This window comes from Actinophytocola sp., from assembly GCF_036555685.1.
Taxonomy (GTDB): domain Bacteria; phylum Actinomycetota; class Actinomycetes; order Mycobacteriales; family Pseudonocardiaceae; genus Actinophytocola.
Genome location: NZ_DATBKY010000178.1, coordinates 1 through 26,142 on the forward strand (window position 1 = coordinate 1; position 26,142 = coordinate 26,142).

20 protein-coding genes, 1 other RNA gene and 2 pseudogenes are annotated in these 26,142 nt (G+C 70.1%); 17 read left to right on the forward strand and 6 right to left on the reverse strand.

Annotated features, from left to right (window positions below; translation table 11 throughout):
• A pseudogene (locus VH969_RS16910) lies at positions 1 to 869 on the forward strand (type I restriction endonuclease subunit R); the annotation flags it as partial.
• A gap of 422 nt (positions 870 to 1,291) precedes the next feature.
• A complete protein-coding gene (locus VH969_RS16915; RefSeq protein ID WP_331975196.1) occupies positions 1,292 to 1,549 on the forward strand; it encodes a hypothetical protein in 258 nt (85 codons plus the stop codon).
• A gap of 252 nt (positions 1,550 to 1,801) precedes the next feature.
• Here VH969_RS16915 and VH969_RS34540 read toward each other — a convergent pair.
• Positions 1,802 to 2,020: pseudogene (locus VH969_RS34540) on the reverse strand (NUDIX domain-containing protein); the annotation flags it as partial.
• Positions 2,021 to 2,086: 66 nt separating this feature from the next.
• On the opposite strand from VH969_RS34540, the gene VH969_RS16920 reads away from it, so the two are divergent.
• Positions 2,087 to 4,180 (forward strand): MMPL family transporter, encoded by a 2,094-nt coding sequence (locus tag VH969_RS16920; RefSeq protein ID WP_331975198.1) that lies wholly within the window; start codon positions 2,087 to 2,089, stop codon positions 4,178 to 4,180.
• Between the two features lie 147 nt (positions 4,181 to 4,327).
• Here the strand turns inward: VH969_RS16920 and VH969_RS16925 are convergent, their stop codons facing one another.
• The 3 genes from VH969_RS16925 to ffs all read right to left on the reverse strand — a co-directional run bounded on the left by VH969_RS16925 (position 4,328) and on the right by ffs (position 7,792).
• Entirely contained in the window at positions 4,328 to 5,359 is a 1,032-nt protein-coding gene (locus VH969_RS16925) for an alpha/beta hydrolase (RefSeq protein WP_331975200.1), read from the reverse strand.
• Between the two features lie 79 nt (positions 5,360 to 5,438).
• Positions 5,439 to 7,583 carry a terpene synthase family protein gene (locus VH969_RS16930; RefSeq protein WP_331975202.1) on the reverse strand — a complete coding sequence of 715 codons (2,145 nt, stop codon included), beginning with the start codon at positions 7,581 to 7,583 and terminating at the stop codon, positions 5,439 to 5,441.
• 114 nt (positions 7,584 to 7,697) lie between these two features.
• An RNA gene (gene ffs, locus VH969_RS16935) (signal recognition particle sRNA small type) lies at positions 7,698 to 7,792 on the reverse strand.
• A 74-nt stretch (positions 7,793 to 7,866) separates the two neighbouring features.
• Here ffs and VH969_RS16940 point away from each other — a divergent pair.
• Entirely contained in the window at positions 7,867 to 9,798 is a 1,932-nt protein-coding gene (locus VH969_RS16940) for a DNA polymerase III subunit gamma and tau (protein ID WP_331975204.1), read from the forward strand.
• On the opposite strand, the gene VH969_RS16945 is transcribed toward VH969_RS16940, so the two are convergent.
• The gene (locus tag VH969_RS16945) at positions 9,795 to 10,661 is read right to left on the reverse strand and encodes an N-acetylmuramoyl-L-alanine amidase (protein ID WP_331975206.1); all 867 of its coding nucleotides are present in this window, start codon (positions 10,659 to 10,661) and stop codon (positions 9,795 to 9,797) included. The two genes, VH969_RS16940 and VH969_RS16945, sit on opposite strands and share 4 nt — an antisense overlap.
• A gap of 43 nt (positions 10,662 to 10,704) precedes the next feature.
• Here VH969_RS16945 and VH969_RS16950 point away from each other — a divergent pair, with 43 nt between their 5' ends.
• The 13 genes from VH969_RS16950 (at position 10,705) to VH969_RS17010 (ending at position 24,590) form a co-directional block, all read left to right on the forward strand.
• Positions 10,705 to 11,052 (forward strand): YbaB/EbfC family nucleoid-associated protein, encoded by a 348-nt coding sequence (locus tag VH969_RS16950; protein WP_331975208.1) that lies wholly within the window; start codon positions 10,705 to 10,707, stop codon positions 11,050 to 11,052.
• 6 nt (positions 11,053 to 11,058) lie between these two features.
• Entirely contained in the window at positions 11,059 to 11,655 is a 597-nt protein-coding gene (gene recR, locus VH969_RS16955; RefSeq protein WP_331975210.1) for a recombination mediator RecR, read from the forward strand.
• Positions 11,656 to 11,672: 17 nt separating this feature from the next.
• The gene (locus VH969_RS16960) at positions 11,673 to 12,182 is read left to right on the forward strand and encodes a uridine kinase family protein (protein WP_331975212.1); all 510 of its coding nucleotides are present in this window, start codon (positions 11,673 to 11,675) and stop codon (positions 12,180 to 12,182) included.
• A 220-nt stretch (positions 12,183 to 12,402) separates the two neighbouring features.
• Complete coding sequence (locus tag VH969_RS16965; RefSeq protein WP_331975214.1) at positions 12,403 to 13,401, forward strand: ABC transporter permease; 999 nt, start codon at positions 12,403 to 12,405, stop codon at positions 13,399 to 13,401.
• A gap of 76 nt (positions 13,402 to 13,477) precedes the next feature.
• On the forward strand, positions 13,478 to 15,241 hold the full coding sequence (locus VH969_RS16970; protein ID WP_331975216.1) for an ABC transporter substrate-binding protein: 1,764 nt from the start codon (positions 13,478 to 13,480) through the stop codon (positions 15,239 to 15,241).
• 83 nt (positions 15,242 to 15,324) lie between these two features.
• Positions 15,325 to 16,338: an ABC transporter permease gene (locus tag VH969_RS16975; protein ID WP_331975218.1), complete on the forward strand. Its 1,014-nt coding sequence runs from the start codon at positions 15,325 to 15,327 to the stop codon at positions 16,336 to 16,338.
• Complete coding sequence (locus VH969_RS16980; RefSeq protein ID WP_331975220.1) at positions 16,335 to 17,423, forward strand: ABC transporter ATP-binding protein; 1,089 nt, start codon at positions 16,335 to 16,337, stop codon at positions 17,421 to 17,423. Before VH969_RS16975 ends, VH969_RS16980 begins: the two co-directional genes overlap by 4 nt.
• Before the next feature lie 16 nt (positions 17,424 to 17,439).
• The gene (locus VH969_RS16985) at positions 17,440 to 18,525 is read left to right on the forward strand and encodes an ABC transporter ATP-binding protein (RefSeq protein ID WP_331975222.1); all 1,086 of its coding nucleotides are present in this window, start codon (positions 17,440 to 17,442) and stop codon (positions 18,523 to 18,525) included.
• 108 nt (positions 18,526 to 18,633) lie between these two features.
• Positions 18,634 to 20,175 carry a sulfatase family protein gene (locus tag VH969_RS16990; protein WP_331975234.1) on the forward strand — a complete coding sequence of 514 codons (1,542 nt, stop codon included), beginning with the start codon at positions 18,634 to 18,636 and terminating at the stop codon, positions 20,173 to 20,175.
• Between the two features lie 252 nt (positions 20,176 to 20,427).
• Complete coding sequence (locus tag VH969_RS16995) at positions 20,428 to 21,864, forward strand: radical SAM/SPASM domain-containing protein (RefSeq protein ID WP_331975224.1); 1,437 nt, start codon at positions 20,428 to 20,430, stop codon at positions 21,862 to 21,864.
• On the forward strand, positions 21,834 to 23,027 hold the full coding sequence (locus tag VH969_RS17000; protein WP_331975226.1) for an MFS transporter: 1,194 nt from the start codon (positions 21,834 to 21,836) through the stop codon (positions 23,025 to 23,027). Before VH969_RS16995 ends, VH969_RS17000 begins: the two co-directional genes overlap by 31 nt.
• The gene (locus VH969_RS17005; RefSeq protein ID WP_331975228.1) at positions 23,024 to 23,764 is read left to right on the forward strand and encodes an SDR family NAD(P)-dependent oxidoreductase; all 741 of its coding nucleotides are present in this window, start codon (positions 23,024 to 23,026) and stop codon (positions 23,762 to 23,764) included. The genes VH969_RS17000 and VH969_RS17005 overlap by 4 nt, the downstream gene beginning before the upstream one ends.
• On the forward strand, positions 23,745 to 24,590 hold the full coding sequence (locus tag VH969_RS17010) for a hypothetical protein (RefSeq protein ID WP_331975230.1): 846 nt from the start codon (positions 23,745 to 23,747) through the stop codon (positions 24,588 to 24,590). Before VH969_RS17005 ends, VH969_RS17010 begins: the two co-directional genes overlap by 20 nt.
• Here the strand turns inward: VH969_RS17010 and leuA are convergent.
• Positions 24,571 to 26,142: 2-isopropylmalate synthase (gene leuA, locus VH969_RS17015; protein WP_331975232.1), on the reverse strand; the 1,572-nt coding region annotated here is incomplete at its 5' end. The two genes, VH969_RS17010 and leuA, sit on opposite strands and share 20 nt — an antisense overlap.

Sequence of the window (26,142 nt, forward strand, 5' to 3'; positions counted from 1 at the left end):
CGTTCGAGCCGTACTTCACCAACGCCACCCTCGAGACCGAGACCGACCCCTACGTGGTCGTCCACCTGGCTACCAAGCTCGCCCAGGCCGGGATCTACACCGAGGACCAGGTGCGTGAGGTCGCTCGGCTGTGGGTCGAGCGCAAGGGCAACAACGCGCTCTCGGCCGCGATCAGCCCGGCCAAGGACCACTTCGCCCGCCGTTACGCCGCCGCGCTCGAGGCCGACGACAAGGTCACCCTCAGCACCCTCGACCTGTTCCGCAAGGACGTCTCCACCTACGTCCGGCTCTACGACTTCATGTCCCAGATCGTCGACTACGGCGACCCGTACATGGAGATGCTGTCGATCTTCCTGCGGCTCCTGGAAAAGCTCATCGCAGACGCATCCTGGGCCGCGGAGGTCGACCTTTCCGACGTGGTCCTGGTCGGGGTCAAGCACAACAAGGGAGCCGCGGTCGACATCTCGCTGACCGGTGGTGACGAACTCAAAGGCATCGGCGCCGCGGGCACTGGCACGAGGAAGGAGCCCAAGTACGTCGCGCTACAGATCGTCATCGACAAGATGAACGACCTTTTCGGCGCCGAGTCGTTCACCCAGTCACAGATCCAGGAGTTCGTCAATGGCCTGGTCGAGCGCCTCCTCGCCTACCCCGACCTCGTGCGCCTGACCAGGGTGAACACCAAGAAGCAGTTCATGGACCTCGACGAGTTCAAGACCATGGTCACCGAGGCCGTCGTCGACAACCAGGACGCCCACAACACCATGGCCGACTACTTCTTCAGCGACGGTCCCGCGGTCAGCGGCGTCATCATGGCGCTCGCGGACGCCTTCTACGAAGCCGCGATCGATCACCGGACGGACGTGTAAGCAGCCCGGCCCCGACGGAGCAGCAGGCGGCTGGTACCGGGTACGGAGCGGGCATGTGGGGGCTGATGATCACGCTGGGACATCCCCAGGCCGGTTGATCATCGGGGGACCCCACTGATGATGGTCCAGCCTCTTTGGGGCTCAGTTCGGGTCTCAGTTCCGTTCGATGTGGCCTAGGTCCGAACAGTCGCTGCACTCACGTTGACCTGCCGAAACGACGTGACAGGACCCGTCTGAACGACTCGGAGTGGAATTGGAAATCGTGTTGGGGTTGATAGCCCCTCGCGGGTTCAAATCCCGCATCCTCCGCTCGACAACAGGCGACGTGGTCCGCGGACCGCGTCGCCTCGCGTTTCTCCGGGCTTAGGTTCCGCCGATGCGGGTAGTTCTGGCGGGGAACACCTAGCGGAGGGGTGGGCGATATGCCTCACGAAGACGACCTGAGAGACGACGAGCTGGAGACCGGTACCGGTGTCGGGACCGATGGCAGCCTGCGCAGCCCCGAGGAGCCTCTCGACGAGCACGGCGCCGACCGCAGCGGCGAGCTGAGCGACGGCGTCGGTACGGACGGCAGCCTGGTCAACCCCGACAAGGAGGTCCTGGAGGAGGTCGAGGAGGGGGCCGACGTCACCGATCCCGAGTACAGCGATCGCCGTGAGCCGGGGATGAACCGGGACTGAGTCCGGCTTCCGGCCATGTTCTACGGCGGGCGTAGGGCGCGCCGCGCCGGTAGAGGTCGACGCCGGGACAGGGACCGTGTCGCCGGCGCTGCGTCGAGCGGGCGCCGGGCGATGCCGCCGCACTTGTAACGGATGGGCGGTGACCGCCTCGCCTGGCATCCGTTCAGCGCCTCGAAGAAACCGAGTCGGGCCTCCTGGCCGGGTCCCGATGGTGCACGATCGCGGCTGGGCGCGGCTCGCCGAGTCGAGACCCACCTCCTCGAGTGCCTTCCGCCGAGCGGCGTCCACGAGGTCTTCGAGGGGTTCGACCCTGCCGCTCGTCGGCAGGGTCCACTGCCCGTCCGCGTAACCGGTGGTCTCCCGTAGCGCGAGCAGGACCTTTCCTCTCGCGCGAAGGCCCGGAACGCATGATCGCGACGCTATCCGGAGCCACCGACAAGCAGCCGGCGACGGGCGTGACCGAGGTCGCAGCGGGGTCGCTGTGCGAACCGGCGGGACATGCGGTCATGATTCGGGCGAGCGGCGTTCGACCGAGGGATGCGTATGCGACGGATGTGGTGGCTGCCGGCCCTGCTCGTGGTCGTCTGGCTGGGGCTCGGGGCGCTCGGCGGGCCCTACGCCGGCAAGCTCGCGGACGTCGCCGAGAACGACAACGCCGCCTTCCTCCCCGACTCCGCCGAGGCCACCGAGGTCGCCGACCTGCAGCAGCGGTTCAGCGAGAAGGAGGTCCTCCCGGCGATCGTCGTCGCCGAGCGGGACAGCGGCGTCACCAGGGCGGACGTCGACTACCTCAACGGGAGGGGCGCCGCGCTCGCTCGCATCGAGGGGGTCGCCGAACCGCCGCGGCCCGCCTTGCCGTCCGAGGACGGCAAGGCGCTGCAGCTCGTCGTGTCGATCAGCGGTGACGGCAATCCCGGTGAGGTCGTCGACGAGGTCCGGGACGCACTCGCGGACGGCAAGCCCGACGGGCTGACCGTGCTCGTCACCGGCCCGGCCGGGCAGATCGCCGACCTCGTCACGGCGTTCGGCGGGATCGACGGGCTCCTGCTCGTCGTCGCCGGCGCGGTCGTCGTGGTCATCCTCGTGATCGTCTACCGCAGCCCGGTCCTGCCGATCATCGTGCTCCTTTCCGCCGTGTTCGCGCTCGGTACCGCGAGCTTCGTCGTCTACCGCCTCGCCGAGAGCGGCACGCTGACGCTCAACGGGCAGAGCCAGGGCATCCTGTTCATCCTCGTGTTCGGCGCAGCGACCGACTACGCGTTGCTGCTGGTCTCGCGGTTCCGCGAGATCCTGCGCGACACCGAGGACCGGTACACCGCGATCAAGGCCGCATGGCGGGCCACGGCCGCGCCGATCACCGCATCGGCGGGGACGGTGATCCTGGGTCTGCTCTGCCTCCTGTTCTCCGACCTCAACTCCAACCAGGGGCTCGGGCCCGTCGCGGCGATCGGGATCGCGGGTGCGCTCCTCGCCTCCTTGACGTTCCTGCCCGCCGTACTCGTACTGCTCGGCCGATCCGCGTTCTGGCCGTTCCGCCCGAAGTACGGCTCGGCGAAGCCCGAGCACGCCGGACTCTGGGGCCGCATCGCGCGGCTCGTCGGCGCCCGGCCGCGCGTGGTGTGGATCGTGACGACACTGGTGCTGCTGGTCGGCGTCGCGTTCCTGCCGCAGCTCAAGGCGAGCGGCACGTCGCAGTCGGACCTGTTCCTGACCGAGGTGGATTCCACGACCGGCCAGGAAATCCTGTCGCGGCACTTCCCGGGCGGGTCGGGCTCGCCGACGGTCGTCATCGCCGACGCCGGCGCGGCCGACGAGGTGGTCCGGGCGGCCCGCGTGCCCGGCGTGTCGGAGGTGGCGCCGGTGGCCACGTCGGGCGGCCTCGTTCTGATCCAGGCGGTGCTGGACGACCCGAGCGACTCCGAGGCCGCGGTGTCTACTGTGGAACGCCTGCGAGCGGCGGTCCACGCGGTGCCGGAGGCGGACGCCAAGGTCGGCGGCCAGACCGCGATCCAGCTCGACGTCCAGGACGCCTCCGAGCACGACCGCTCGCTGATCATCCCGATCGTGCTCGCCGTGATCTTCGTGGTGCTGGCCGTGCTGCTGCGCGCGCTGGTCGCTCCGCTCATGCTGATCGCGACGGTGGTCCTGTCGTTCGCGGCGACGATGGGCGTGTCGGCGCTGGTGTTCAACAACCTCCTCGACTTTCCGGGCTCGGACCCGGCGATGCCGTTGTTCGGCTTCATCTTCCTGGTGGCGCTGGGCATCGACTACAACATCTTCCTGATGACCCGCGTCCGCGAGGAGACGATCGCCACGGACACCCGGACCGGCACACTGCACGGGCTGGCGGTGACGGGCGGCGTGATCACGTCGGCCGGCGTGGTGCTGGCGGCGACCTTCGCGGCACTGTCGGTCATTCCGGTGCTGTTCCTTGCACAGATCGCTTTCATCGTCGCGTTCGGCGTCCTCCTCGACACGATCGTGGTGCGGTCCTTGTTGGTGCCGGCGCTGACCGTCGACATCGGACCGAAGGTCTGGTGGCCGGCGAAGCTGAGTCGCGCCAAGCGTGTCGGCTCGGCCGGCGATGGGGCAGTCGTTTCGCCGGAGCACGCGGAGGTTCACGACGGTTAGCCTCCGGGCCGTTGTCGGAGTGTCAGGTGTGGAGGGCGGCTTCGGGCGGACGGCGAGGTTCGGCCGGGGGTGTGGAGATTCCGAGTCCGCGGCTCAGGGCCGAAGGTGGCGGTTCGGGCTGATCGCCGGGAGGGAGCAGACCGACTGTCAGGTCAGGTTGTGGCACAGCCAGGAAAGCGCTAACGGGTAGCGGTACTCGATAGCGCCGTGCTTGGCGTTGAAGAGTTCGAAGTGGACCTTCTCCGCCGGGACGCCCGCCTTTGCCACCTCGCGGCGGAAGGCTTCGGCGCCGAAGTCCAGGTGGTACTCGTCCCTCGTTCCCGCGTCTATCCAGATGGCTCGTTGGGCGCGGAGGGCTTCCGCATACTTCGGCTCCACTGCCATGCGGACCGGGTCCCATGCCAGCCAGCGGCTCCACACCTCGGGGACCACCGCGCCTATGTCGTCGAACGGCATGCTTACCGAGGCGTCCTCGTTGCCCGAGTAGGCCGCCGCGTAGCCGTACATCTCGATCAGGTCCATGTCGCTGTCCTTCGTGCCATGGACGCGGCCTCGCAGGTCCGCCAGGAACGCGGCGTACGAGCCGTCGTACTCGTCACGGAGGAGGCGCGCTATGTCCCTGAAGTGGGGCTGGTAGCAGACCTCGAACAGCGCGTCGCCCGCGTGCGTGGCGAGGGCGCCGAAGACATCCGGGCGCAGCATCGGCGTGACCATCGAGCCGTAGCCGCCGCTCGACTTCCCCGCGATGGCGCGGTGGTCGCGGTCGGGCAGCGTGCGGTAGCGCGCGTCGACCCACGGCACGACCTCCTCGCACAGGTACGAGTGGTAGCGGCCGGTCGCCGGGGAGTCGAGGAACTGGCTGCCGCCCACCGCGGTCCACGCGTCGACGTACACGACGATCGCCGGCGGGGTGTCCGTGGTGGCGAACAGCTCGTCCGCCAGCTCCGGGTACGGCCGGCGGAACGGGGCACGGTTGAACCACATCGCGACGTGCCCGGTATAGCCCTGGATCGTGTACACGACCGGATACCGCCGGCCGGGATCGTCGTCGTAGCCCGGCGGCAGGTAGACGTAGACGGGACGCTCGTGCGGGTCGCCCAGCGGGTTGCCGCGCAGCAGCTCGCTCCGCACGACACCCTGCTCGATACGACCGGCCAGTTCGGTGGACCAGGGCAACATAAGGCCACACTAGATCGGCACAGCGACAGCGCCACCGGCGAAAACCCGATCTGTGGACAAGTGGCTCGGTTGTGGACAACTACCGCAGCCGGGCCAGCCGCGCCGCCGACGTGCCGAGCCCGGACGGGCCGAACCGGGGCGCCGGATACCGCAGCGCCGCGTCGGAATACCGGCGGCAGTGCTCGTGCCAGTTGAGGATCCCCGCCATCCAGTCGGTGAACCCGCCGACGTACGCCTCCAGCGCCGCCCGGACCGGCCCGTCCAGCGACGCGAGCAGCGCCGGCAGCTCCTCGGCCAGCACGTGCTCGAACTGCTTCATCCGCGCCGTCATCAGGTCCACGACCACCTCGAACGCCCGGTCCGTGCCGACCCCGAGGAAGCTCCGCACCACCAGCACGGCGTTGTGCAGCTCGCCCTCGAACTCGATCTCCTTCCGGTACGAGTACACGTCGTTGAGCAGGGCCGCGTAGTCCATCGCCGCGTTCTCCAGCGACTGGACCGGCCGCGTCCGCAGGACCTTCGCGGGCAGCGAGTCGTGGGCCAGCCGCGCCAACGACAGCGTGAGGTCCGAGCCGAACGTCTGGCGGCGCATCTCCAGGTAGTCGACCGGGTCCGGGATCCGGTTCAGCCGGTGGTTGTCCAGCTCCCACAGCCAGGCGTCCAGCATGTGCTCGATCGCCGCCGCGAACGTCCGGCGTGCCGAGGCGGACAGTGGACCGGCCGTCCGCTGCCAGGCGTCGAGCAGCCCGCGCTCCAGCGCGGAGGCGGGTACCAGCGCCGCCGGCCCCTCGACCGGCATCAGCTGCTTCAACCGCTCGTTGCTCGCCCGCGCCCCGGCGAGGTCGGCGCCGAACCGCCGCGGGTAGTAGTCGTCGCCGTAGGTGCCCCACGTCAGCCACATCGACGAGACGTCCAGCTCGTCCGCCGACGCCGCCGGGTGGATGCCGGCCGCGCACAGCGGCAGGTCGATGTCGCGCAGGTCCCGCTCGGTCCACACGCCCTCGGCCAGGATGCCGACCGACCTCGCCCAGGTCACGACGTGCTCGCGGGAAGCGTCGAGATGCGGGCTCAGCCGCAGCGGGTACGGCATGTACAGGGCGGGCCGCGGCCGGACACCGACGTGCTCGTACGGCACGTGCCGGAACGCCCGCGCCCGCTGCGGCAGCGTGGCCAGCATCGACGCGCCGATCCGCGCCGCCGACGTGCCGAGGCCGGACGGTCCACTCAGGACTGACGCGCGCCCGTTCATGTACCGGCTCGACCGCAGGTGCCACTCGTGGCCACCGGATTGCCAGTCCTGCAAGCCTTTCACGTACGCGGCTACCCCGGCGGCGTCGACGCCGTGCGACGCGAGCAGCGGCGGAACCTCGGCGAGCGCCGTGTGCTCGAACTGGTGCAGCCGCGACGTCAGCAGGTCGTTCACCGCCTCGGCCGCCTGCTGCGTGGTCAGGTCGAGGAACCGCTCGAGCACCAGCACGCCGTTGGACAGCTCGCCCTCGTCGAGCACCTCCCGCTCGTAGGAGAACAGGTCGTTGCGCAGGTGCACGCCGTCGGCGAACGTGTCGCGCAGGACCCGCATCGGCCGGGACGCGGCGATCGACGCCGGCACCTCCGCGCCGACCGCGTGCTCGATCAGGTTCGCCGACCACGGGGCCCCGCCGACCTTGCGGCGCATCTCGATGTACTCGATCGGGTTGGCCACCCGACCTTCGTTGATGTTCGCGAGCTCCCAGAGTGACTCGTCGAGCAGGTTCTTCGTGCTCTCCGCGAACCGCCGCCGCCAGTCGGGCGAATGTGCGGGCACCGTGCGTGCCCACAGGTCGGCGAGGCCGCTCTCCACGGGATTCGTCGGCGTCCCGGTCACCTCGCCGGTCACCGGCATGAACGCGGCCAGCCGGTCGAGGTACTCGCGCGCCCCCGCCAGGTCGCCGGTGCGCTTGAACAGCTCGAGGAAGTGGTCGTCGAAGTAGAAGACCCAGACGTACCAGTCGGTGACGAGATCGAGGTCCGGCCCGGACGTGTCGGGGTGGGTGTAGGCGCACAGGAGCGCGTAGTCGTGGGAGTCGAAGTCGTGCTCGTCCCAGATCTTCGTGCCGTGCTGCGGCACGTCGATCATGTCCATCGCGTACGCCCACGCCTTGCTGTGCTCGCGCGCCCGCTCGAGGTTCGGGTTCAGCCGGGCCGGGTAGGGCATGTAGAACTCGGGAAGCTCGAACGGCTGCATGGCTTCGAGGCAACCAAAGCCGCGACGGCGCGGCCAAGACCGGTTGACCGGTTGCACACGTTCGAGGCGGGCGGATCGCTCGACCAGCCCAAAGTCCCGGCGCGGTCCAGACACGAAGAGGGACCCCACGCACCCGTCAGAGCCCGCTTATCCTTGCTGCCTTCCGGCCCTGGGGAGGTTCACGAGATGAACGCCGCGTGGGGTCCAAGGTCATTGTAGCCAGCGTGTCGGGCGCCCGCCGTGGGTGGCCGGCGCGTCGGTGGCGGCAGGTAGGGTCACGGCCGTGGCGCTCGCCCTCTACCGCAAGTACCGTCCGGCCACCTTCGCCGAGGTCGTCGGGCAGGAACACGTCACCGAACCGCTCCGGGTCGCACTGACCGCGAAGCGGGTCAACCATGCCTACCTGTTCTCCGGCCCGCGCGGCTGCGGCAAGACGTCCAGCGCGCGCATCCTGGCCCGGTCGCTCAACTGCGAGCAGGGGCCGACGCCGGACCCGTGCGGCAAGTGCGACTCGTGCATCGCGCTCGCGCCGGAGGGGCCGGGCAGCGTGGACGTCGTCGAGCTCGACGCGGCGAGCCACGGCGGCGTGGACGACGCCCGCGAGCTGCGCGACCGCGCCTTCTACGCGCCGGCCTCCTCGCGGTACCGGGTGTTCATCATCGACGAGGCGCACATGGTGACCACGCAGGGCTTCAACGCCCTGCTCAAGATCGTCGAGGAGCCGCCGGAGCACCTCGTCTTCATCTTCGCCACCACCGAGCCGGACAAGGTCCTGCCGACGATCCGGTCGCGCACCCACCACTATCCGTTCCGGCTGATCCCGCCGAGCGCGATGCGCGAGCTGCTCGAGCGCAACGTCGCCGCGGAGGGCGCCACGGTCGCGCCGGCGGTGTACCCGCTGGTCATCCGCGCGGGCGGCGGCTCGGCCCGGGACACCCAGTCGCTGCTGGACCAGCTGCTCGCCGGGGCCGGGCCGGAAGGCGTCACGTACGAACGGGCGGTCGCGCTGCTGGGGGTCACCGACGTGGCGCTGATCGACGACATGGTCGACGGTCTCGCCGCGAACGACGCGTCGGCGGTCTACGGCACGGTCGACCGGCTCGTCGAGGCCGGCCACGACCCGCGCCGCTTCGCCGCCGACCTGCTCGACCGGCTGCGTGACCTCGTGCTGCTGCGGGCGGTGCCGGACGCGGGCGGCCGCGGCCTGGTCACCGCGCCCGGCGACGAGCTGGACAAGATGGTGGCGCAGGCGCAGCAGCTCGGCCCGGCGACGCTGACCCGCTACGCGGAGATCGTGCACACGGGGCTCGTCGACATGCGTGGCGCGACCGCGCCGCGGCTGCTGCTGGAGCTGCTGTGCGCGCGGATGCTCCTGCCGGGCGCGGTGCCGACGGACTCGGCCGCGGACTCGGCCGTGCTGCAGCGGCTGGAACGCATGGAGCGCCGGGTCACGGCGGGCGGCGGTGCGGTGGAAGAGGCCCCGACCTACCAGCGCCCGTCCAAGGCCGAGCCGGCCGAGGCGAAGCGCCCGCCCGCGGAGAAGCCGGCCCGGCCGGCCCCCGCGTCCGAGCCCAGCTCGCCGCGGCCCGTCGCGTCGAAGTCCAGCACGCCGCAGCCCGGCACGCCGGAGCCCGTGCCGGCCGTCACCACGCCCGCCGCCGAGGCCGCCGGGCAACCGGCCACGCAGGGCGGCGTCGACGCGGCCGGCATCCGGCGGCTGTGGTCGGAGCTGCTCGCAGAGGTGCGCAAGGTCAGCCGCAGCACCGAGGCCATGCTCACCAACGCGAGCGTGCAGTCGGTCGAGGGCGACACCGTGACCATCGGGCACACGGCCGCGCCGCTCGCTCGCCGGCTCGGCGAGTCCCGCAACGTCGAGGCGATCGCCAAGGCGCTGGAGAACGTGTTCGGTGGCAGCTGGCACGTGCGCTGCGTGCACGCCGACAACAGCGGCCCCGGCGCGGCCGCCGCCCCGAAGCCGCCCAGGTCCGAGCCGCCGACCTTCGAGCGGCCGACCCGGCCGCAACAGCCGGCCCCGCGCCGGCCCGAACCGGCGCCCAAGCCGGTCCAGGCCGACGAGCCGCCTCCACCGGAGCCCCCGGACGAGGAGGACTACTACTCCGGCGACGGCCCCGAGCCCGACCCGCCGCCCAATCCCGAGGCGGACATGGTCAAGCTGCTGACCGACAAGCTGGGCGCGCGCCCGCTGGAGCGTTAGCGCAGGTAGGCGAGGATCGCGGCGGCGATCGCGGCCGCGTACGCCTGCTGCCCGGCCCCGGCGGAGAACTTCGCCGCCTCGGCCGCGTTGCGCATGTTGCCGCACTCCACGAGCACCGCCGGGCGGGTGGACAGGTTCAGCCCGCCCAAGTCGTCGCGCGGGGAGAGGCCGGCCGACCCGATGTAGGTCGACAGCGGGAAGCCGGCCGAGCGCAGACCGTCCCGCATGGTGCGGGCCAGGCGAGCCGAAGGCTCGCCCTGCGCGGCGTTCAGCGGCGGCGACGAGTAGGCCACGTGGAAGCCGTGCGCGGACGGGTCGGTGGCGCCGTCCGCGTGGATCGACACGACGGCGTCGGCGTTCGCGTTGTTGCCGGCCGCCGCCCGCGCGTCTACGCATGGGCCGATACCGGTGTCGTTCTGCCTGGTCAGCAGGACCTTGACGCCGCGTGCGGCGAGGATGTCGCGCGCCCGCAGCGAGACCGCCCACGTGAACGCGTGCTCCGGGAAGCCCGCGTCGGTGGCCGTGCCGGTCGTGTTGCACGGCTTGGTCCGGCCGCGCCCGGCCGGCACCTGACGGTTGATGGCAGCCGGGTTCGCGGCGTTGCCACCGTTGTGCCCGGGGTCGATCACGACCACGCCCGATGCGGCCGGCGGCGGCGCGGGTGGCTTCTTCTTCGACGTCGTCCGGGGCGCCGACGAGGTGGCCGGCGGAACAGACGACGCGGGGGAGGACGCGGTGGAGGAGGTGGTGGCCGTGGTCGGCGAGTGCGGGGCCGGGCTGGGAATCCCGGCGGCCTGCGTGCCACATCCGGCGAGCACGACAAGGCACGTCACCAGCAGTAGAGGTCGCCGCACTCCGCTCACGATGCCACAACGCCGGGACGACTACGCTGGGACACGACACGAGATGAGAGGAGCCGGCGTGCAACCCGGTGGCGTACCCGACATGCAGCAGATCCTGCAGCAGGCACAGAAGATGCAGGAACAGCTCATGACGGCACAGGAGGAGCTGGCCAACGCCGAGACGACCGGCAGTGCCGGCGGCGGCCTCGTGACCGCGGTCGTGTCCGGGTCGGGCGAGCTCAAGTCCCTGACGATCGACCCGAAGGCGGTCGACCCCGAGGACACCGAGACCCTGGCCGACCTGATCGTGGCCGCGGTGCGCGACGCGAGCAGCGCGGCGCAGCAGCTCGCCGCCGACCGGATGGGCGGACTCGCCGGTGGCCTGGGCGGGCTCGGCCTGCCCGGCATGTAGCCGCAGATGTACGAGGGCCCGGTCCAGGACCTGATCGACGAGCTCGGCCGGCTGCCGGGCGTCGGGCCGAAGAGTGCCCAGCGGATCGCCTTCCACCTCCTCGGCGCCGACCCCGCGGACATCGCCCGGCTGCAGCAGGCGCTGCAGCGGGTCAAGGAGGGCGTGGTCTTCTGCGACATCTGCGGCAACGTCTCCGAGGAGGCGACCTGCCGCATCTGCCGCGACGCCCGCCGCGACCCGAGCTCGGTCTGCGTGGTCGAGGAGCCGAAGGACGTGCTCGCGATCGAGCGGACCCGCGAGTTCAAGGGCCGCTACCACGTCCTCGGCGGCGCCCTCGACCCGTTGTCCGGCATCGGGCCCGACCAGCTGCGCGTGCGCGAGCTGCTCGCGCGGATCTCCGACCAGGAGGTCACCGAGGTCATCCTCGCCACCGACCCCAACACCGAGGGCGAGGCGACCGCGACCTACCTCGTCCGCATGCTCCGTGACTTCCCCGGCCTCACCGTGACCCGGCTCGCGTCGGGCCTGCCCATGGGCGGCGACCTCGAGTTCGCCGACGAGCTCACCCTCGGCCGCGCGCTGTCCGGCCGCCGCGCGGTGTGACGCCGATACGGCCCCCGATGCTGAGGCCGGGGCCGCCGCGGCTGGGCGACGTCACGCTCGTGGCCATCGACGGGCCGTCCGGGTCCGGCAAGTCCACATTGGCCGACGCGCTCGCCGCCGGGCTCGACGCGGTGATCATCCGGACGGACGACTTCGCCACCTGGGACGACCCCGTGGCGTGGTGGCCCCGGCTGCGCGACGGCGTCCTCGTCCCGCTCGCCGGCGGGCGCCCGGGCCGGTACACGAAGACCGACTGGACCGACGGCTCGCCACACCCGGGCGCCGTGATCACTGTCAACCCGCCGAAAGTCCTGCTGCTCGAGGGCGTTTCCGCGGGCCGCCGGTCGGTCCGGCACCTACTCTCCGCACTCGTCTGGTGTGAGGTGTCCGACCCCGCAGAGCGACTGGCGCGAGCGGTCGCGCGCGACGGGGAGGCCGCCCGCGCACCGCTGATGTCCTGGCAGCGGTTCGAAACCGGTTGGTTCGCCGTAGATGGAACCAAACAGGCCGCTGACCACACAGCGTGATCAAGAGTGCTCGCAGGGCGCAAAATCTGCGCCCGTGTTCCCGGATCGTAACCTCACCTCGTTAAAGGTTGCGGAACACAGGGGCTAGGGTCTGCCACCGAGCGGTGAGATCCCGACCAACGCAGGAGGATTGCGCGATGGCTTACCCGCGGTTCGCGCCAACCCATCGGCCGGCCGAGACGACACACATGTCCCGGGACGGGTCCCGACAGGCCACGGCATGACGGCTCCGCTCGAAACAACCGGCAAGACCGCCGAAGCACCACCGGAAGTCACCCTCCAGGGTGCCGGCAAGAAAGCCATCGAAGGCCGTTCGCTCGGTCAGATCGCGTGGTCGCGGTTGCGGCGCGACCGCGTCGCCCTCGCCGGCGGCTTCATCATCATCTTCCTGATCATCGTCGCGATCGCCGCTCCGCTCGTCGTCAAGCTGCTCGGCCACCCGCCGAACGAGTTCCACTACGAGAAGGTCGACGCGAACACCTCCCTGCCCATCGGTCCGCTCGGCGGCGTCAGCTGGGACTTCCTCTTCGGCGTCGAGCCGATCAACGGCCGCGACCTGTTCAGCCGTGTCGTCTACGGCGCCCAGGTCTCCCTCCTGATCGCCTTCCTCGCCACCCTGCTCTCCGTGCTCCTCGGCACGATCATGGGCGTCATCTCCGGCTACTTCGGCGGCTGGGTTGACGCGGTGATCAGCCGGCTGATGGACATCTTCCTCGCGTTCCCGCTGCTGCTCTTCGCGCTCGCGCTCGTCGGCGCCATGCCCGACGAGGTCCTGGGTCTGCGCGGCTACTGGCTGCGGGTGGCGATCATCGTGTTCGTCATCGGGTTCTTCAACTGGCCCTATATCGGGCGGATCGTCCGTGGGCAAACCCTGTCCCTACGCGAACGCGAGTTCGTCGACGCCGCGCGCAGCCTCGGCGCCCGCTCGCCCTACATCCTCGCCAAGGAGCTGCTGCCCAACCTCGCGGCGCCGATCCTGGTGTACTCAACCCTGCTGATCCCGACGAACATCCTGTTCGAGGCCGCGCTCTCGTTCCTCGGCGTCGGTGTTCCCGCGCCGACCGCGACCTGGGGCGGGATGCTCAACACGGCGACCAAGTGGTACCAGGTCGACCCGTGGTTCATGTTCCCGCCGGGTTTGGCGATCTTCATCACCGTGCTGGCCTTCAACCTGTTCGGCGATGGGCTCCGCGACGCACTCGATCCCCGGGGGCGCTAGCTATCCAAGGGCCATCGAACGCCGCCGAACATCCCGAGCCGCCCGGCTCCAACCAACAAAGAGGGTGCATCTGGAAATGAAGAAGATGAGAGTCACCGCGATCGCCGCAGGTTTGGCGTTCGCTATGAGCCTGTCGGCCTGCGGCAGCGGGGGCGGCGACGACGGGGACGGGGGCGGCGGCGACAACGCCACTCCGAAGTACAACGCCGGAGTGAACAACGTCTTCAACCCGTCCGACAAAAAGGGCGGCACGTTGAAGTTCGCGAACGACTCCGACTTCGACTCGCTGGACCCCGGCGACACCTACTACGGCTACTCGTGGAACTTCGTCCGGAACTACGCCCGCTCGCTGGTGACGTTCAAGTCGGCGCCGGGCGCGAAGTCCAACGAGCTGGTGCCGGACCTGGCGGAGAGCCTCGGCAAGCCGAGCACGGACGCCAAGACGTGGACCTACAAGCTGCGTGAGGGCATCAAGTACGAGGACGGCACCCCGGTCAAGTCGGAGGACGTCAAGTACGCGATCGCGCGGTCGCTGGACAAGGACGTTCTCGTCAACGGCCCGACCTACTTCAACGACTTCCTTGACCTGAAGGGCTATGCCGGCCCGTACAAGGACAAGGACAAGACGATGAAGAAGTTCACGGCCATCGAGACCCCCGATGACCGGACCCTCATCTTCCACCTGATCAAGCCGTTCTCCGGCTTCGACTACCTGGCGATGCTGCCGTCCACCGCTCCGGTGCCGGCCGCGAAGGACACGGGCACCAAGTACAAGGAGCACGTGATCTCCACCGGCCCGTACAAGTTCGAGAAGAACGAGCTGGGCAAGCAGTTCACGATGGTCCGCAACGACCAGTACGACCCGAAGACCGACCCGGACACCGGCCGCAAGGCCCTGCCGGACCGGATCGAGGTCCAGCTGAACGTCAACCAGGCCGACATCGACCAGCGCCTGCAGTCCGGCGCGCTGGACGTGGCGATCTCCGGTGTGGGCGTGCAGGCGGAGACGCGGGCGAAGATCCTCAACGACCCGCAGCTCAAGCAGTTCGCCGACTCGGCCGACCAGGCGCGGACCTGGTTCACGTCGTTCGACAACAGCGTCAAGCCGTTCGACAACATCCACTGCCGCAAGGCCGTCATGTACGCGGTCGACAAGGAGGGCCTCCTCCGCGCGTACGGCGGGTCGAGCGGTGGCCAGATCGCGACGAACATGATGCCGCCGTTGGTCCCGGGCTCGAAGAAGATCGACCTTTACGAGGCCAAGGACAAGCCGAACGGCGACATCGACAAGGCCAAGCAGGAGCTCCAGGAGTGCGGCCAGCCCAACGGCTTCACGACCAACATCTCCTACCGGGCCGAGCGCGAGGCGGAGAAGGCGACCGCCGAGGCACTGCAGCAGTCCCTCGACAAGGTCGGCATCAAGACCGAGCTGAAGGCCTACCCGCAGTCCGACTACGGCAAGCTCTACGCCGGCAAGAAGGACTTCTCCACGAAGAACAAGCTGGGCCTGCGGGTCTACGGTTGGGGTTCGGACTGGCCGGACGGGTTCGGCTTCCTGAGCCAGATCACCGACAGCCGGGTCATCCGCGACGCGGGTAACACCAACTTCAACGTCAACGACCCGGAGATCGACGCGATGATCGACAAGGCGCTCGGCGAGCTCGACGAGAAGGCGCGCGAGCCGATCTGGGTCGACATCGACAAGAAGGTCATGGAGAACGCGTACTACCTTCCGACCGTGTGGGCGCGGCAGCTGCTCTACCGGCCGGAGAGGTTGACGAACGTCTTCATCACCGACGCCTACAACATGTACGACTACACCACGCTCGGCGTGCAGTAGCGCGAAAGTAGGTGAACGGCGCCGGATGACCGGCGGGCCGCACGGCAACCCCGTGTGGCCCGCCGGTCTCCAGAGCCAGCCACGTGATTGCTTATGTCATCCGCCGCCTGATCGCCGCGGTACTGCTTATCTTCGTGGTATCGGCGGTCACCTTCCTGATCTTCTTCGGAGTGCCCCGCCTTGGTGGGGCGTCCGCGGAGGACCTCGCATCCCGCTACGTCGGCAAGACCGCCGGCGAGGAGCAGATCAAGCTCGCGGCGGAGCGCCTCGGCTTCACCGACCCGCTCTGGGAGCAGTACGGGCGGTTCGCCAAGGGGCTGGTCGCCGGTGCGGACTTCGACACCGGCACCGAGGTCGACCACTGCCCCGCGCCCTGCTTCGGGTACTCGTTCATCACCCAGAACCCGGTCCTGCCGGACCTGCTCGACCGATTGCCGGTGACCGTGTCGCTCGCCGCGGGAGCCGCGATCCTGTGGCTGTTCGGCGGGGTGGCGACCGGCGTCCTGTCCGCGTTGAAACGCGGCAGCATCTTCGACAGAGCCGCGATGGGCGTGGCGCTCGCCGGTGTGTCGCTCCCGATCTTCTTCACCGGTCTGCTCGCGTTGTCGATCTTCAGCTACACGCTGGAGTGGACACCGCCCGGCGGCACGAACCCCGTGGAGCAGGACAACCCGTGGGACTGGGCGGCCGCGCTGATCCTGCCGTGGATCACGCTCGCCCTGCTCTACGCGGCCCAGTACGCCCGGCTCACCCGGGCCGGCATGCTCGAGACGATGGGTGAGGACTTCATCCGCACGGCACGGGCGAAGGGCCTGCCCGAACGCCGTGTCGTGGTCAAGCACGGCCTGCGCTCGGCGCTGACGCCGATCCTCACGATCTTCGGTCTGGACCTCGGCCTGCTCCTCGGCGGCGCGATCCTCACCGAGACGACCTTCTCGCTGCCGGGCATCGGGCAGTACGCGGTCATCGCGATCACCAACCAGGACCTGCCGAAGGTGCTCGGCGTGACGCTCGTCGGCGCGACGTTCATCATCCTGGCGAACCTGATCGTGGACCTCCTGTACGCCGTCGTCGACCCGAGGGTGCGCACCGCATGACTGATCAGGAAGACATCTACGTCGAGCCGGACACGGGTCTGCCGAGCGATGCCGAGCCGCCCGTGTCCGGGACGTTCCTCGACGTGCGGGACCTCTACGTGCACTTCCCGACCGACGACGGCGTGGTGAAGTCGGTCGACGGGCTGTCCTTCCAGCTCGACCGGGGCGCCACGCTCGGCATCGTGGGCGAGTCCGGGTCGGGCAAGAGCGTGACCAGCCTCTCGATCATGGGCCTGCACAAGGCGGGCACCGCCCAGATCTCCGGCGAGATCCTGCTGAACGGGCAGAACCTCGTGGGGATGGGCCGCGAGTCGGTGCGCCGGCTGCGCGGCAAGGACATGGCGATGATCTTCCAGGACCCGCTGTCCTCGATGCACCCGTACTACACGGTCGGCGACCAGATCATCGAGGCCTACCGGATCCACCACGACGTCAGCAAGTCGGTGGCCCGCAAGCACGCCATCGACATGCTCGACCGCGTGGGCATCCCGAACCCGAAGTCCCGTGTGGACGACTACCCGCACCAGTTCTCCGGCGGCATGCGCCAGCGCGCGATGATCGCGATGGCGCTGTCGTGCGACCCGGAGCTGCTGATCGCGGACGAGCCGACCACCGCGCTGGACGTCACCGTGCAGGCGCAGATCCTCGACCTCATCCGGGACCTGCAGCAGGAGTTCAACTCCGCGGTCATCATCATCACCCACGACCTCGGCGTGGTCGCCGAGCTCGCGGACGACATCCTGGTGATGTACGCCGGCCGCGCGGTCGAGTACGGCCGGGCGGACGAGATCTTCAACGAGCCGCAGCACCCGTACACGTGGGGCCTGCTCGGCTCGATGCCGCGGCTGGACCGGGAGCGGACCGAGCGGCTGCAGCCGATCCCGGGCACGCCGCCGAGCCTGATCAACGTGCCGGACGGCTGCCCGTTCCACCCGAGGTGCGCCTACCACGAGCTGAACGAAGGCCGCAGCCAGACCGAGCGGCCGGTGCTGCGCGACATCGGTGGCGGCCACCAGATCGCGTGCCACCTCTCGGCCGAGCACCGGCTGCGGCTGTGGAACGACGAGATCAAGCCGAAGCTGTAGAGAACCGGGGAGAGTTGTGACTGCTGAAGCCGACCAGGCGACGCCCACCCCGGGCGCCGAGTCCGGGGACGAGCTGCTGACCGTCACCGGGCTGCAGAAGCACTTCCCGGTCCGGCGTGGTCTGCTGCAACGCAAGGTGGCGGCGGTCCAGGCCGTCGATGGGCTCGACTTCGCCGTCCGGCGCGGCGAGACCCTGTCGCTGGTCGGCGAGTCCGGCTGCGGCAAGACGACCACCGGGCGGCTGCTCACCCGGCTCCTCGAGCCGACCGACGGGAAGATCGTCTTCGACGGCCGGGACATCACCCACCTGTCCGTCGGCCGGATGCGCCCGCTGCGCCGCGACGTGCAGATGATCTTCCAGGACCCGTACTCGTCGCTGAACCCCCGGCACACGGTCGGCACGATCGTCGGCGCGCCGTTCCGGCTGCAGAAGGTCGAGACGCCGAATGGCGTCAAGAAGGCCGTGCAGGACCTGCTCGAGCTGGTGGGCCTCTCGCCGGAGCACTACAACCGCTACCCGCACGAGTTCTCCGGCGGCCAGCGCCAGCGCATCGGCATCGCGCGCACGCTCGCGCTCCGCCCGAAGCTGATCGTCGCGGACGAGCCGGTGTCCGCGCTCGACGTGTCCATCCAGGCCCAGGTCGTGAACCTGCTGGAGGACCTGCAGAACGATCTCGACCTGACCTACGTGATGATCGCGCACGACCTGTCGGTGGTGCGCCACGTGTCCGACCGCGTGGCGGTCATGTACCTCGGCAAGATCGTCGAGCTCTCGGACCGGAACTCCTTGTACGAGCGCCCGATGCACCCGTACACCGTGGCTTTGCTGTCCGCGGTACCGATCCCGGACACCGCGCGGCGGCACCGCCGGGAGCGGATCCGGCTGACCGGCGATGTGCCGAGCCCGATCAACCCGCCGCCGGCGTGCCGGTTCCACACCCGGTGCTGGAAGGCGCAGGAGATCTGCTCGACCGAGGAGCCACCGCTGGTCGACCTGGCCCCGGGACACAAGGTCGCGTGCCACTTCCCGGAGAACGTCGACGGGCTGACCGTCGACCCGGCCGGCATCGCGACGCCGGACGGCGAGACACCCACCACCTGAGCGCAGCTATTACCAACCTCGAACACGGGCCGAACAGGGCCCGTGCCTCGGGGGATCACGTTGTGGTCCGCAATCCGTCACGCATCGATGGAGAGAGGACACGACGTGATGCGATCACGTGTCAGCCGGCTGGTGCTCACCGTGGCCGCGGCCGGGGTGTTGACCTCCGGTGTCGCGGTCGCGGTCGGCGCACCCGAGCCGGCCGCGCCCGCCGCCGACGAGCGGCCGAACTTCGTCCTGATCCTGGCCGACGACCTGGACTCGGCGACGACCCCGCTGTGGGAGGTGATGCCCGCGACCGCGGCGCTGATCCGGGACCGGGGCGTGGACTTCACGAACGGCTTCGCCCCGATGCCGATCTGCTGCGCGTCCCGGTCGTCGCTGCTCACCGGCAAGTACGGGCACAACACGGGAGTGCTCACGAACTCCGGGGAGGTCGGCGGCTTCGAGACGTTCGTCGCCAACGGCAACGAGGACCACACGGTCGCCAGGTACCTGCACGACGCCGGCTACCGGACCGGGCTCGCCGGCAAGTACCTGAACGGCCTGGAGAAGGACCCGGCGCACATCCCGCCCGGCTGGAGCGAGTGGTACGCCGGCGTGGACAACAACATGTACTCCGGCTACGACTACACGCTCAACGAGAACGGCACGTTCGTGCACCACGGCCACCGCCCGGCCGACTACCTCACCGACGTCGTCCGCGACAAGTCCGTCGGCTTCATCGAGAACGCGGCGAAGTCGGGCGCCCCGTTCTTCTTCTACGCCGCCTCGACCGCCCCGCACTTCCCGATCCCGCCGGCGCCCCGCCACCGGGACAACCCGTACACCCACGCGACCGTCCCGAGGTCGCCGAACCTCCAGGAGCGTGACGTCTCGGACAAGCCGACCTGGCTGCGGGACAGCGCCATGATCCGGTCGGCGATCGTCGCGGGCGTCAACGACCCCGACTACCGCAACCGGCTGGGCTCGCTGCTGGCGCTCGACGAGATGGTCGGTGCCATCGTGGACACGCTCGCGCGCACCGGCGAGCTCGACGACACCTACCTGGTGTTCACCTCCGACAACGGGTACAGCCTCGGCGCGCACCGGCTGGTGCAGAAGATGGCGCCGTACGAGGAGTCCATGCGGGTACCGCTCGCCATCGCCGGACCCGGGATCAAGGCAGGCGAGCGGCGGCAGCAGGCGCTGTCGATCGACTTCGCGCCGACGCTGCTCGACCTGGCCGGCGTTCGCGTGCCGGGCGACGTGGACGGCCGCTCGCTCGTCCCGCTCCTCGGCGGCGGGAACCCGAAGTGGCGCACGGACTTCGCCGGCGAGTACGGCGGCGGTGGCCGGCGCGGTACCGACGGCGTGGTCACCGAGGCCGTGCCCGGCCACGAGGACGACGAGATGTACGTGGTGGACATGCCGTCGTGGAGCGGGGTGCGCACCGACCGGTACCTGTACGTGCGGTGGTACGAGCGGGAACGCGCGCTGCCGGACCGCGAGTACGAGCTGTACGACCTCCGCAAGGACCCCTACCAGCTGACCAACCTGATCGCGACGCCGGAGGGCGAGGCCGAGTACGCCGGCGTCGTCGCCGCGCTCGACCACCGGCTCGGCGAGCTCATCGAGTGCTCGGGTGCGAGCTGCCGCAACGGTCCTTGACCTGCTCTCGAGCCGTTCGCTGCGCGGTTCTCGAGTGCGTGTCGAGCCGCGCCACCCACTCTTTCCCCGTCCGTTACCGACGGTCGATGGAGAGAGGAGGGGTCCTGATGATCGAGGTCGAGGTTGTCGAGACGGAGGAAGTCGTCGCCGCCACGTGGGTGGCGACCTGACGCACCGGCGGGCTGGGGCGTGTCCCACCCCGGGACGCGCCCCGACCGCCGGATCGGCGAGGACAGAGAAAGGACTCAGACAGTGCGACTTTCGTTGACGGCCGACACCAGGGTCGGCCCTGCCGATGACCTCCGGTTCGAGGAGCGCGGGTCGCACACGCTCGTGGTGTCCCCGGGCACCGGTGGCTGGGTCGTCACGGACGATCGGTCCGAAGTGGATGCCCTGCGCACGCTCGAGCTGACGACCCTGGGCGAGCTGGACGTCATCGCGCCCGACCGCGTCGCCGAGCTGTTCCAGCGCGGCCTCGTCACCGTGGACGGCAAGGGGTTCGGCACGTCGTCGGCCCGCGTCGAGGGCCTGGAGCTGCTCGCGCCGAAGTCGACCGCCAACACCTACCCGGTGCTCGGCGTGTTCCACGTGCACAACTGGTGCAACCTCGCCTGCACCTACTGCTACACCATCGAGGACGGCGTGCCGCGCGAGCAGCTCAAGCTCGAGCTCATGTGCAAGGCCGTCGACGAGCTCGTCGCGCTGCCGACGCCGTTCACCAGCCTCGAGTTCCACGGCGGCGAGCCGACCATGGCGCTCAAGGACATCCGCCAGGTCGTCGCGTACGCCAAGGAGGTCTACGCGCGGGCGGGCAAGAAGGTCGTCTTCTCCATCCAGACCAACGGCTTCAACCTGAGCGACAAGGTCTGCGACTTCCTCGCGGAGAACAACTTCTCCGTCCGCGTCTCGCTGGACGGCACGCCGGAGATGCACGACGAGTTCCGGGTCGACCGCCGCGGCAAGGGCTCCTACAAGGGCGTCGTCCGCGGCATCCGGCGGCTGCAGGACAAGGGCATCGCAGTGCACGCGGTGTGCGTCGTGCACGCCGGCAACACCGACCGCATCGTCGAGATGTACGACTCCATGGCCGAGCTCGACGTGGCGAGCATCCGCTTCCTGCCGGTGTTCCAGTCCGGGAACGCCGGCGAGGAGGAGTGGCTGTCCGGCGAGGTCTACTTCGAGTCCTACTTCTCCGTCGTCAAGCACGTCGCCGCACGCGCCCGGGCCGGTGCGAAGGTCGTGCCGCTCGCGAACCTGCAGGCCGGCGAGCTCGGCTCGCTGCGCTCGTTCCGCCGCGAGTACATGTGCATGCGCAACCCGTGCGGCGCGGGCGTCAACATGATCACCGTCGACACCAACGGCGACCTGTACCCGTGCGAGGAGATGGTCGGCAAGCCGGAGTTCGTGATCGGCAACCTGGCCGAGACCGACATCCGCACGGCCATCGACACGAGCCCGGTCGTGACCCGGCTGCGCGAGCGGCACGTCGAGGAGATCGACGAGTGCAACTCGTGCACGTGGAAGCAGCTCTGCCACGGCGGCTGCGTGCACAAGAGCTACACGCACTTCAAGGCGCTGGACCGGGAGTCCGAGCACTGCTCGTACTACAAGCGGATCTACCAGGAGCTGATCTGGCTCGACGTCGAGGAGCCGGGGACGTGGGACCTGCTGTCCCGGACGGGCCGATGAACCGTCCGTGGCCGGGCCACTTCGGCAAGGTCCTGGCGGCCCGGCTGCTCCTCGGCAGCTACTTCTTCCTTCCCTACCTCGTGCTCTACGCGTCCTCGGTGGCCATCCCGCTCTCGCTGCTGCTGGTGATCGAGGCGTTCTTCGCGCTGCTGATCGTCGCGTTCGACCTGCCCGCCGGGCACCTCGCCGACCGGATCGGGCCCCGGCAGGCGCTGGTGCTCGGCGGGTCGCTGCAGGGCGCCGCCGCGTTGTTGCTCGGTGTCGTGCCGAGCGCGGCGGCGTTCTGGGCGGCGCAGCCGCTGTTCGCCGCGGCCACCGCCCTGACCATGGGCGCGGACGCGGCGCTCGCCGCCGCCGTGCTGCGCCGCGCGAGCCGGCCGGGCGAGTTCGAGGCGGGCGAGCGGCTGTTCGGTTCGCTGAACCTGGCGGTGACGGCGGTCGTGCTGGTGTCGGCGAGCGGGCTGTCGCTCGCGGGCATGCGGTGGACGTTCGTCGCGACGGCGGCCGCGCAGCTCGTGGCGGTCGCCATCCTGGCGCGCGTGCCGGACGTGCGGTCGGCGTCCGATGTGGACCGGGTGCCGCTGGGCGCGCGGCTGCGCGGGCTCGTGGCCGGTGTGCGGCGGGCACCCGGACTGCCCGTGGACCTGCTCGCGATGATCCTCGTCGGCACGGCGTTCTCCGTGCTGCTGTACCTGACGCCGGTGTACTACGTGCGTGCCGGGTTGAGCGAGCATCTGGTCGGCGTCTGCGCGGCCGGGGTCGCACTGGCGGCATCGGGAGCCGCGGCCGTCCTCGGCGACCGGTGGCCGCTGCGGCTGACGGTGGTGCTCGCGGTCGTCGCGGCCGCCGCCCTGGGCGCGCGCTCGGTCGCCGTCGTGCTGGTGGCCGCGGTGCTCGTGCAGAGCGCGCAGGCCAGGCTGCTGCCGCGGTTCCGCGCCCGGGTGCTGGACGACCTGCGCGAGCACGGCGAGGCCACGGCGATGAGCATCGTCACGACCACCCGCAACCTGGGCTTCGCCGTGCTGACGCCGTTCGTCGGCGTGCTGACCGCGTGGACCGGCCCGGGCGGGCTCGCCGTCCTGTGTGCCGTCCTGTTCGCGGTGGCCGGGCTCGCCATGTCGGCCCGGATGTCCCTGCCGTCCCGTCGTTTGGAGGTCGCGTGAGTACCCACCCCTGGTCGCTCGCCGGGCGCACGGTCCTGCTGACCGGCGCGGCGGGCGCGGTCGGCCGGGCCGCCGCGGCGGCGTTCAGCGCCGCCGGCGCGAAGGTGCTCGGCGTGGACCGGAACAAGGACGCGCTAGTCGAGCTGATCGCCTCGGGAGCGCTCGCCGACGGGCAGGCGGGCGACCTGACCGACGCGGAGTTCGTCGGCCAGGTCGTCGCCGACCAGCCCGAGGTCGACGTGCTCGTCAACAACGTCGGCGCGGGCACGTCGCTGATCCTCGCGGACACCACCGACGAGGTGCTCGACCACATGCTGGAGATCAACCTGCGGACCGCGTTCCGGCTGTGCCGCGCGTACGCGCCCGGCATGGCGAAGCGGCGGCGCGGCAAGGTGATCAACCTGTCGTCGGTGCTCGGCATGCATCCCGTGCCGACGGTGGCGGCGTACTCGGCGGCGAAGGCGTCGCTGATCGGGTTCACGAAGTCGATCGCGCTCGAGTACGCCGGCCGGGGCGTGCAGTGCAACGTGCTCGCGCCGGGCTACCTCGCCGGGCCGAAGAACGCCGACTACTTCGCCTCGGAGGTCGGCGAGCAGTTCGTGAAGCGGTTCATGCCGACCGGCCGGGTGGGCCCGGAGGACGCGCTGAACGGCCCGCTGCTGTTCCTCGCCTCGGCGATGTCGGACCACATGACCGGCCAGGTGCTGGTGGTCGACGGTGGCTACAGCGTCTGGTGACCACGGGTGGCCGGCCGGCTCGGCGCTGGACGTGTCGGTGTCCGGCCGGGACGGGCCGCTGATCGCCGTCGGCGTGCTGCCGCACGCGAACGAGCCGCTCGGCTCCGCCTTCGTACCGTCCGACGTGGACGGACGGGTGGCGCTGGTCGGACCCATCGACCCGCCGCCGCACCGGTTCGCGCTGCCGACGGACCCGGTCGGCTACGCGCGCGACGGGTACCTGCAGCCGCTGGCGGGCCAGGTGGAGTTCGCCCACTGCGCGCACCCGTCGACGCCGGCACAGCACCGGGCCGCCGCGCTGCGTGCCAGGCTCGCCGAGCTGCGCCCGGCCGCGCTGCTCTTGGTGCACAACGACGTCGGCGCGGTGGCCCCGTACCTGTACGCGAACCGCGTGTGGCCGGCCGTGAGCCGCCGCCTGCGCGCGCTCCCGTACCCGCACCGGCCCCGCCTGGCCGCGTCCTGGACGACCACGCTCGACGCCTGCACGTACGCGTACTTCCCGGCCGCCCGCATCGGTGTCGAGGGCGCCGAGTGCGCCGGCCTGTACCTGGAACGAGAGCTCGGCATCCCGACACTGACGGTCGAGCTGCCGATGTTCGCCTGGGGCACGGCGGATCGCACCCGGCACGCGGTCGCCGAAGCGGTGGGCAGGTGGATCGCCCGCGGTGCCAGCCACGGCGGCGACACCGGCCGCCTGGTCCGCGAGGTGACCGCGGCACTCGGCGGACGCCATGTCGAGATGACGCCCGCCGCCGACTGCGACCGCGTGATCCGCACCGTCCTTTGCGGACTCCGCGAGGACCTGCTCAGCGGTTCGCGCGGTTGATGGCCGAGACCACCGCACGCAGCGAGGCCGTGACGATCGAGCTGTGCACGCCCACGCCCCACAGCACCCGGTCGCCGATCGTGCACTCCACATAGGCCGCCGCGCGGGCGTCGTCGCCCGCGGTCAGGGCGTGCTCGGTGTAGTCGAGGACGCGCACGTCGAAGCCGACCGACGCCAGGGCGTCCACGAAGGCCGCGATCGGGCCGTTGCCCGAGCCGCTGATCTCGTGCCGGTCGCCCTCGACCTCGACCGACGCGACGATCTCGTCGTGGCCCGCGCCGGCCGTGCTGTCGCTGGCGGTGATCCGATGCTCGTGCAGGACCACGGGCGAGGCGACCTCGAGGTACTCCGCGGAGAACGTCGACCACATGAGGGCCGGCGACACCTCGCCGCCCTCGTTGTCCGTGTAGCGCTGGACCACCTGCGAGAACTCGATCTGCAGTCGGCGCGGCAGGTCCAGCTGGTGCTCGGTCTTCATCACGTACGCCACGCCGCCCTTGCCGGACTGCGAGTTCACCCGGATGACGGCCTCGTACGTCCGGCCGACGTCCTTCGGGTCGATCGGCAGGTACGGGACCTCCCACGGGTACTCGTCGACCGGCTCACCGGCCCGCGACGCCTGTTCGCGCAGGTAGTCGAAGCCCTTGTTGATCGCATCCTGGTGCGAGCCGGAGAACGCCGTGAACACCAGGTCGCCGCCCCACGGGTGCCGCTCGCCGACCGGCAGCTGGTTGCAGTACTCGACCGTGCGGCGGATCTCGTCGATGTCGGAGAAGTCGATCTGCGGATCGATGCCCTGGCTGAACAGGTTCATGCCCAGCGTCACCAGGCAGACGTTGCCGGTTCGCTCGCCGTTGCCGAACAGGCAGCCCTCGATGCGGTCGGCGCCGGCCTGGTAGCCCAGCTCCGCGGCGGCCACGGCGGTGCCGCGGTCGTTGTGCGGGTGCAGCGACAGCACGACCGAGTCGCGGCGTTCCAGGTTGCGGTGCATCCACTCGATCGAGTCGGCGTACACGTTCGGGGTCGCCATCTCGACGGTGGCCGGCAGGTTGACGATCACCGGCCGCTCCGGCGTCGGCTGCCAGATCTCGGTGACCGCGTTGCACACCTCGACGGCGTAGGAGAGCTCCGTGCCGGTGTAGGACTCGGGGGAGTACTCGAAGCGGAAGTCGGTGTCGGAGTTCTTGGCCGCGTACTCGAGCACCATCTCCGCCGCCGACGTGGCGATCTTCTTGATGCCCTCGCGCTCCTCGCGGAACACCACCCGCCGCTGCAGGATCGAGGTCGAGTTGTAGATGTGGACGATCGCCTTGTTCGCGCCCTGCAGCGACTCGAACGTCCGCTCGATCAGCTCGGGGCGGCACTGCGACAGCACCTGGATCGACACGTCGTCGGGTACGGCGCCGTCGGTGATGATCTCGCGGACGAAGTCGAAGTCCGTCTGGGACGCGGCGGGGAAGCCGACCTCGATCTCCTTGTAGCCCATGCGCACCAGCAGCTCGAACATCTTGCGCTTGCGGGCGGGCGACATCGGGTCGATCAGCGCCTGGTT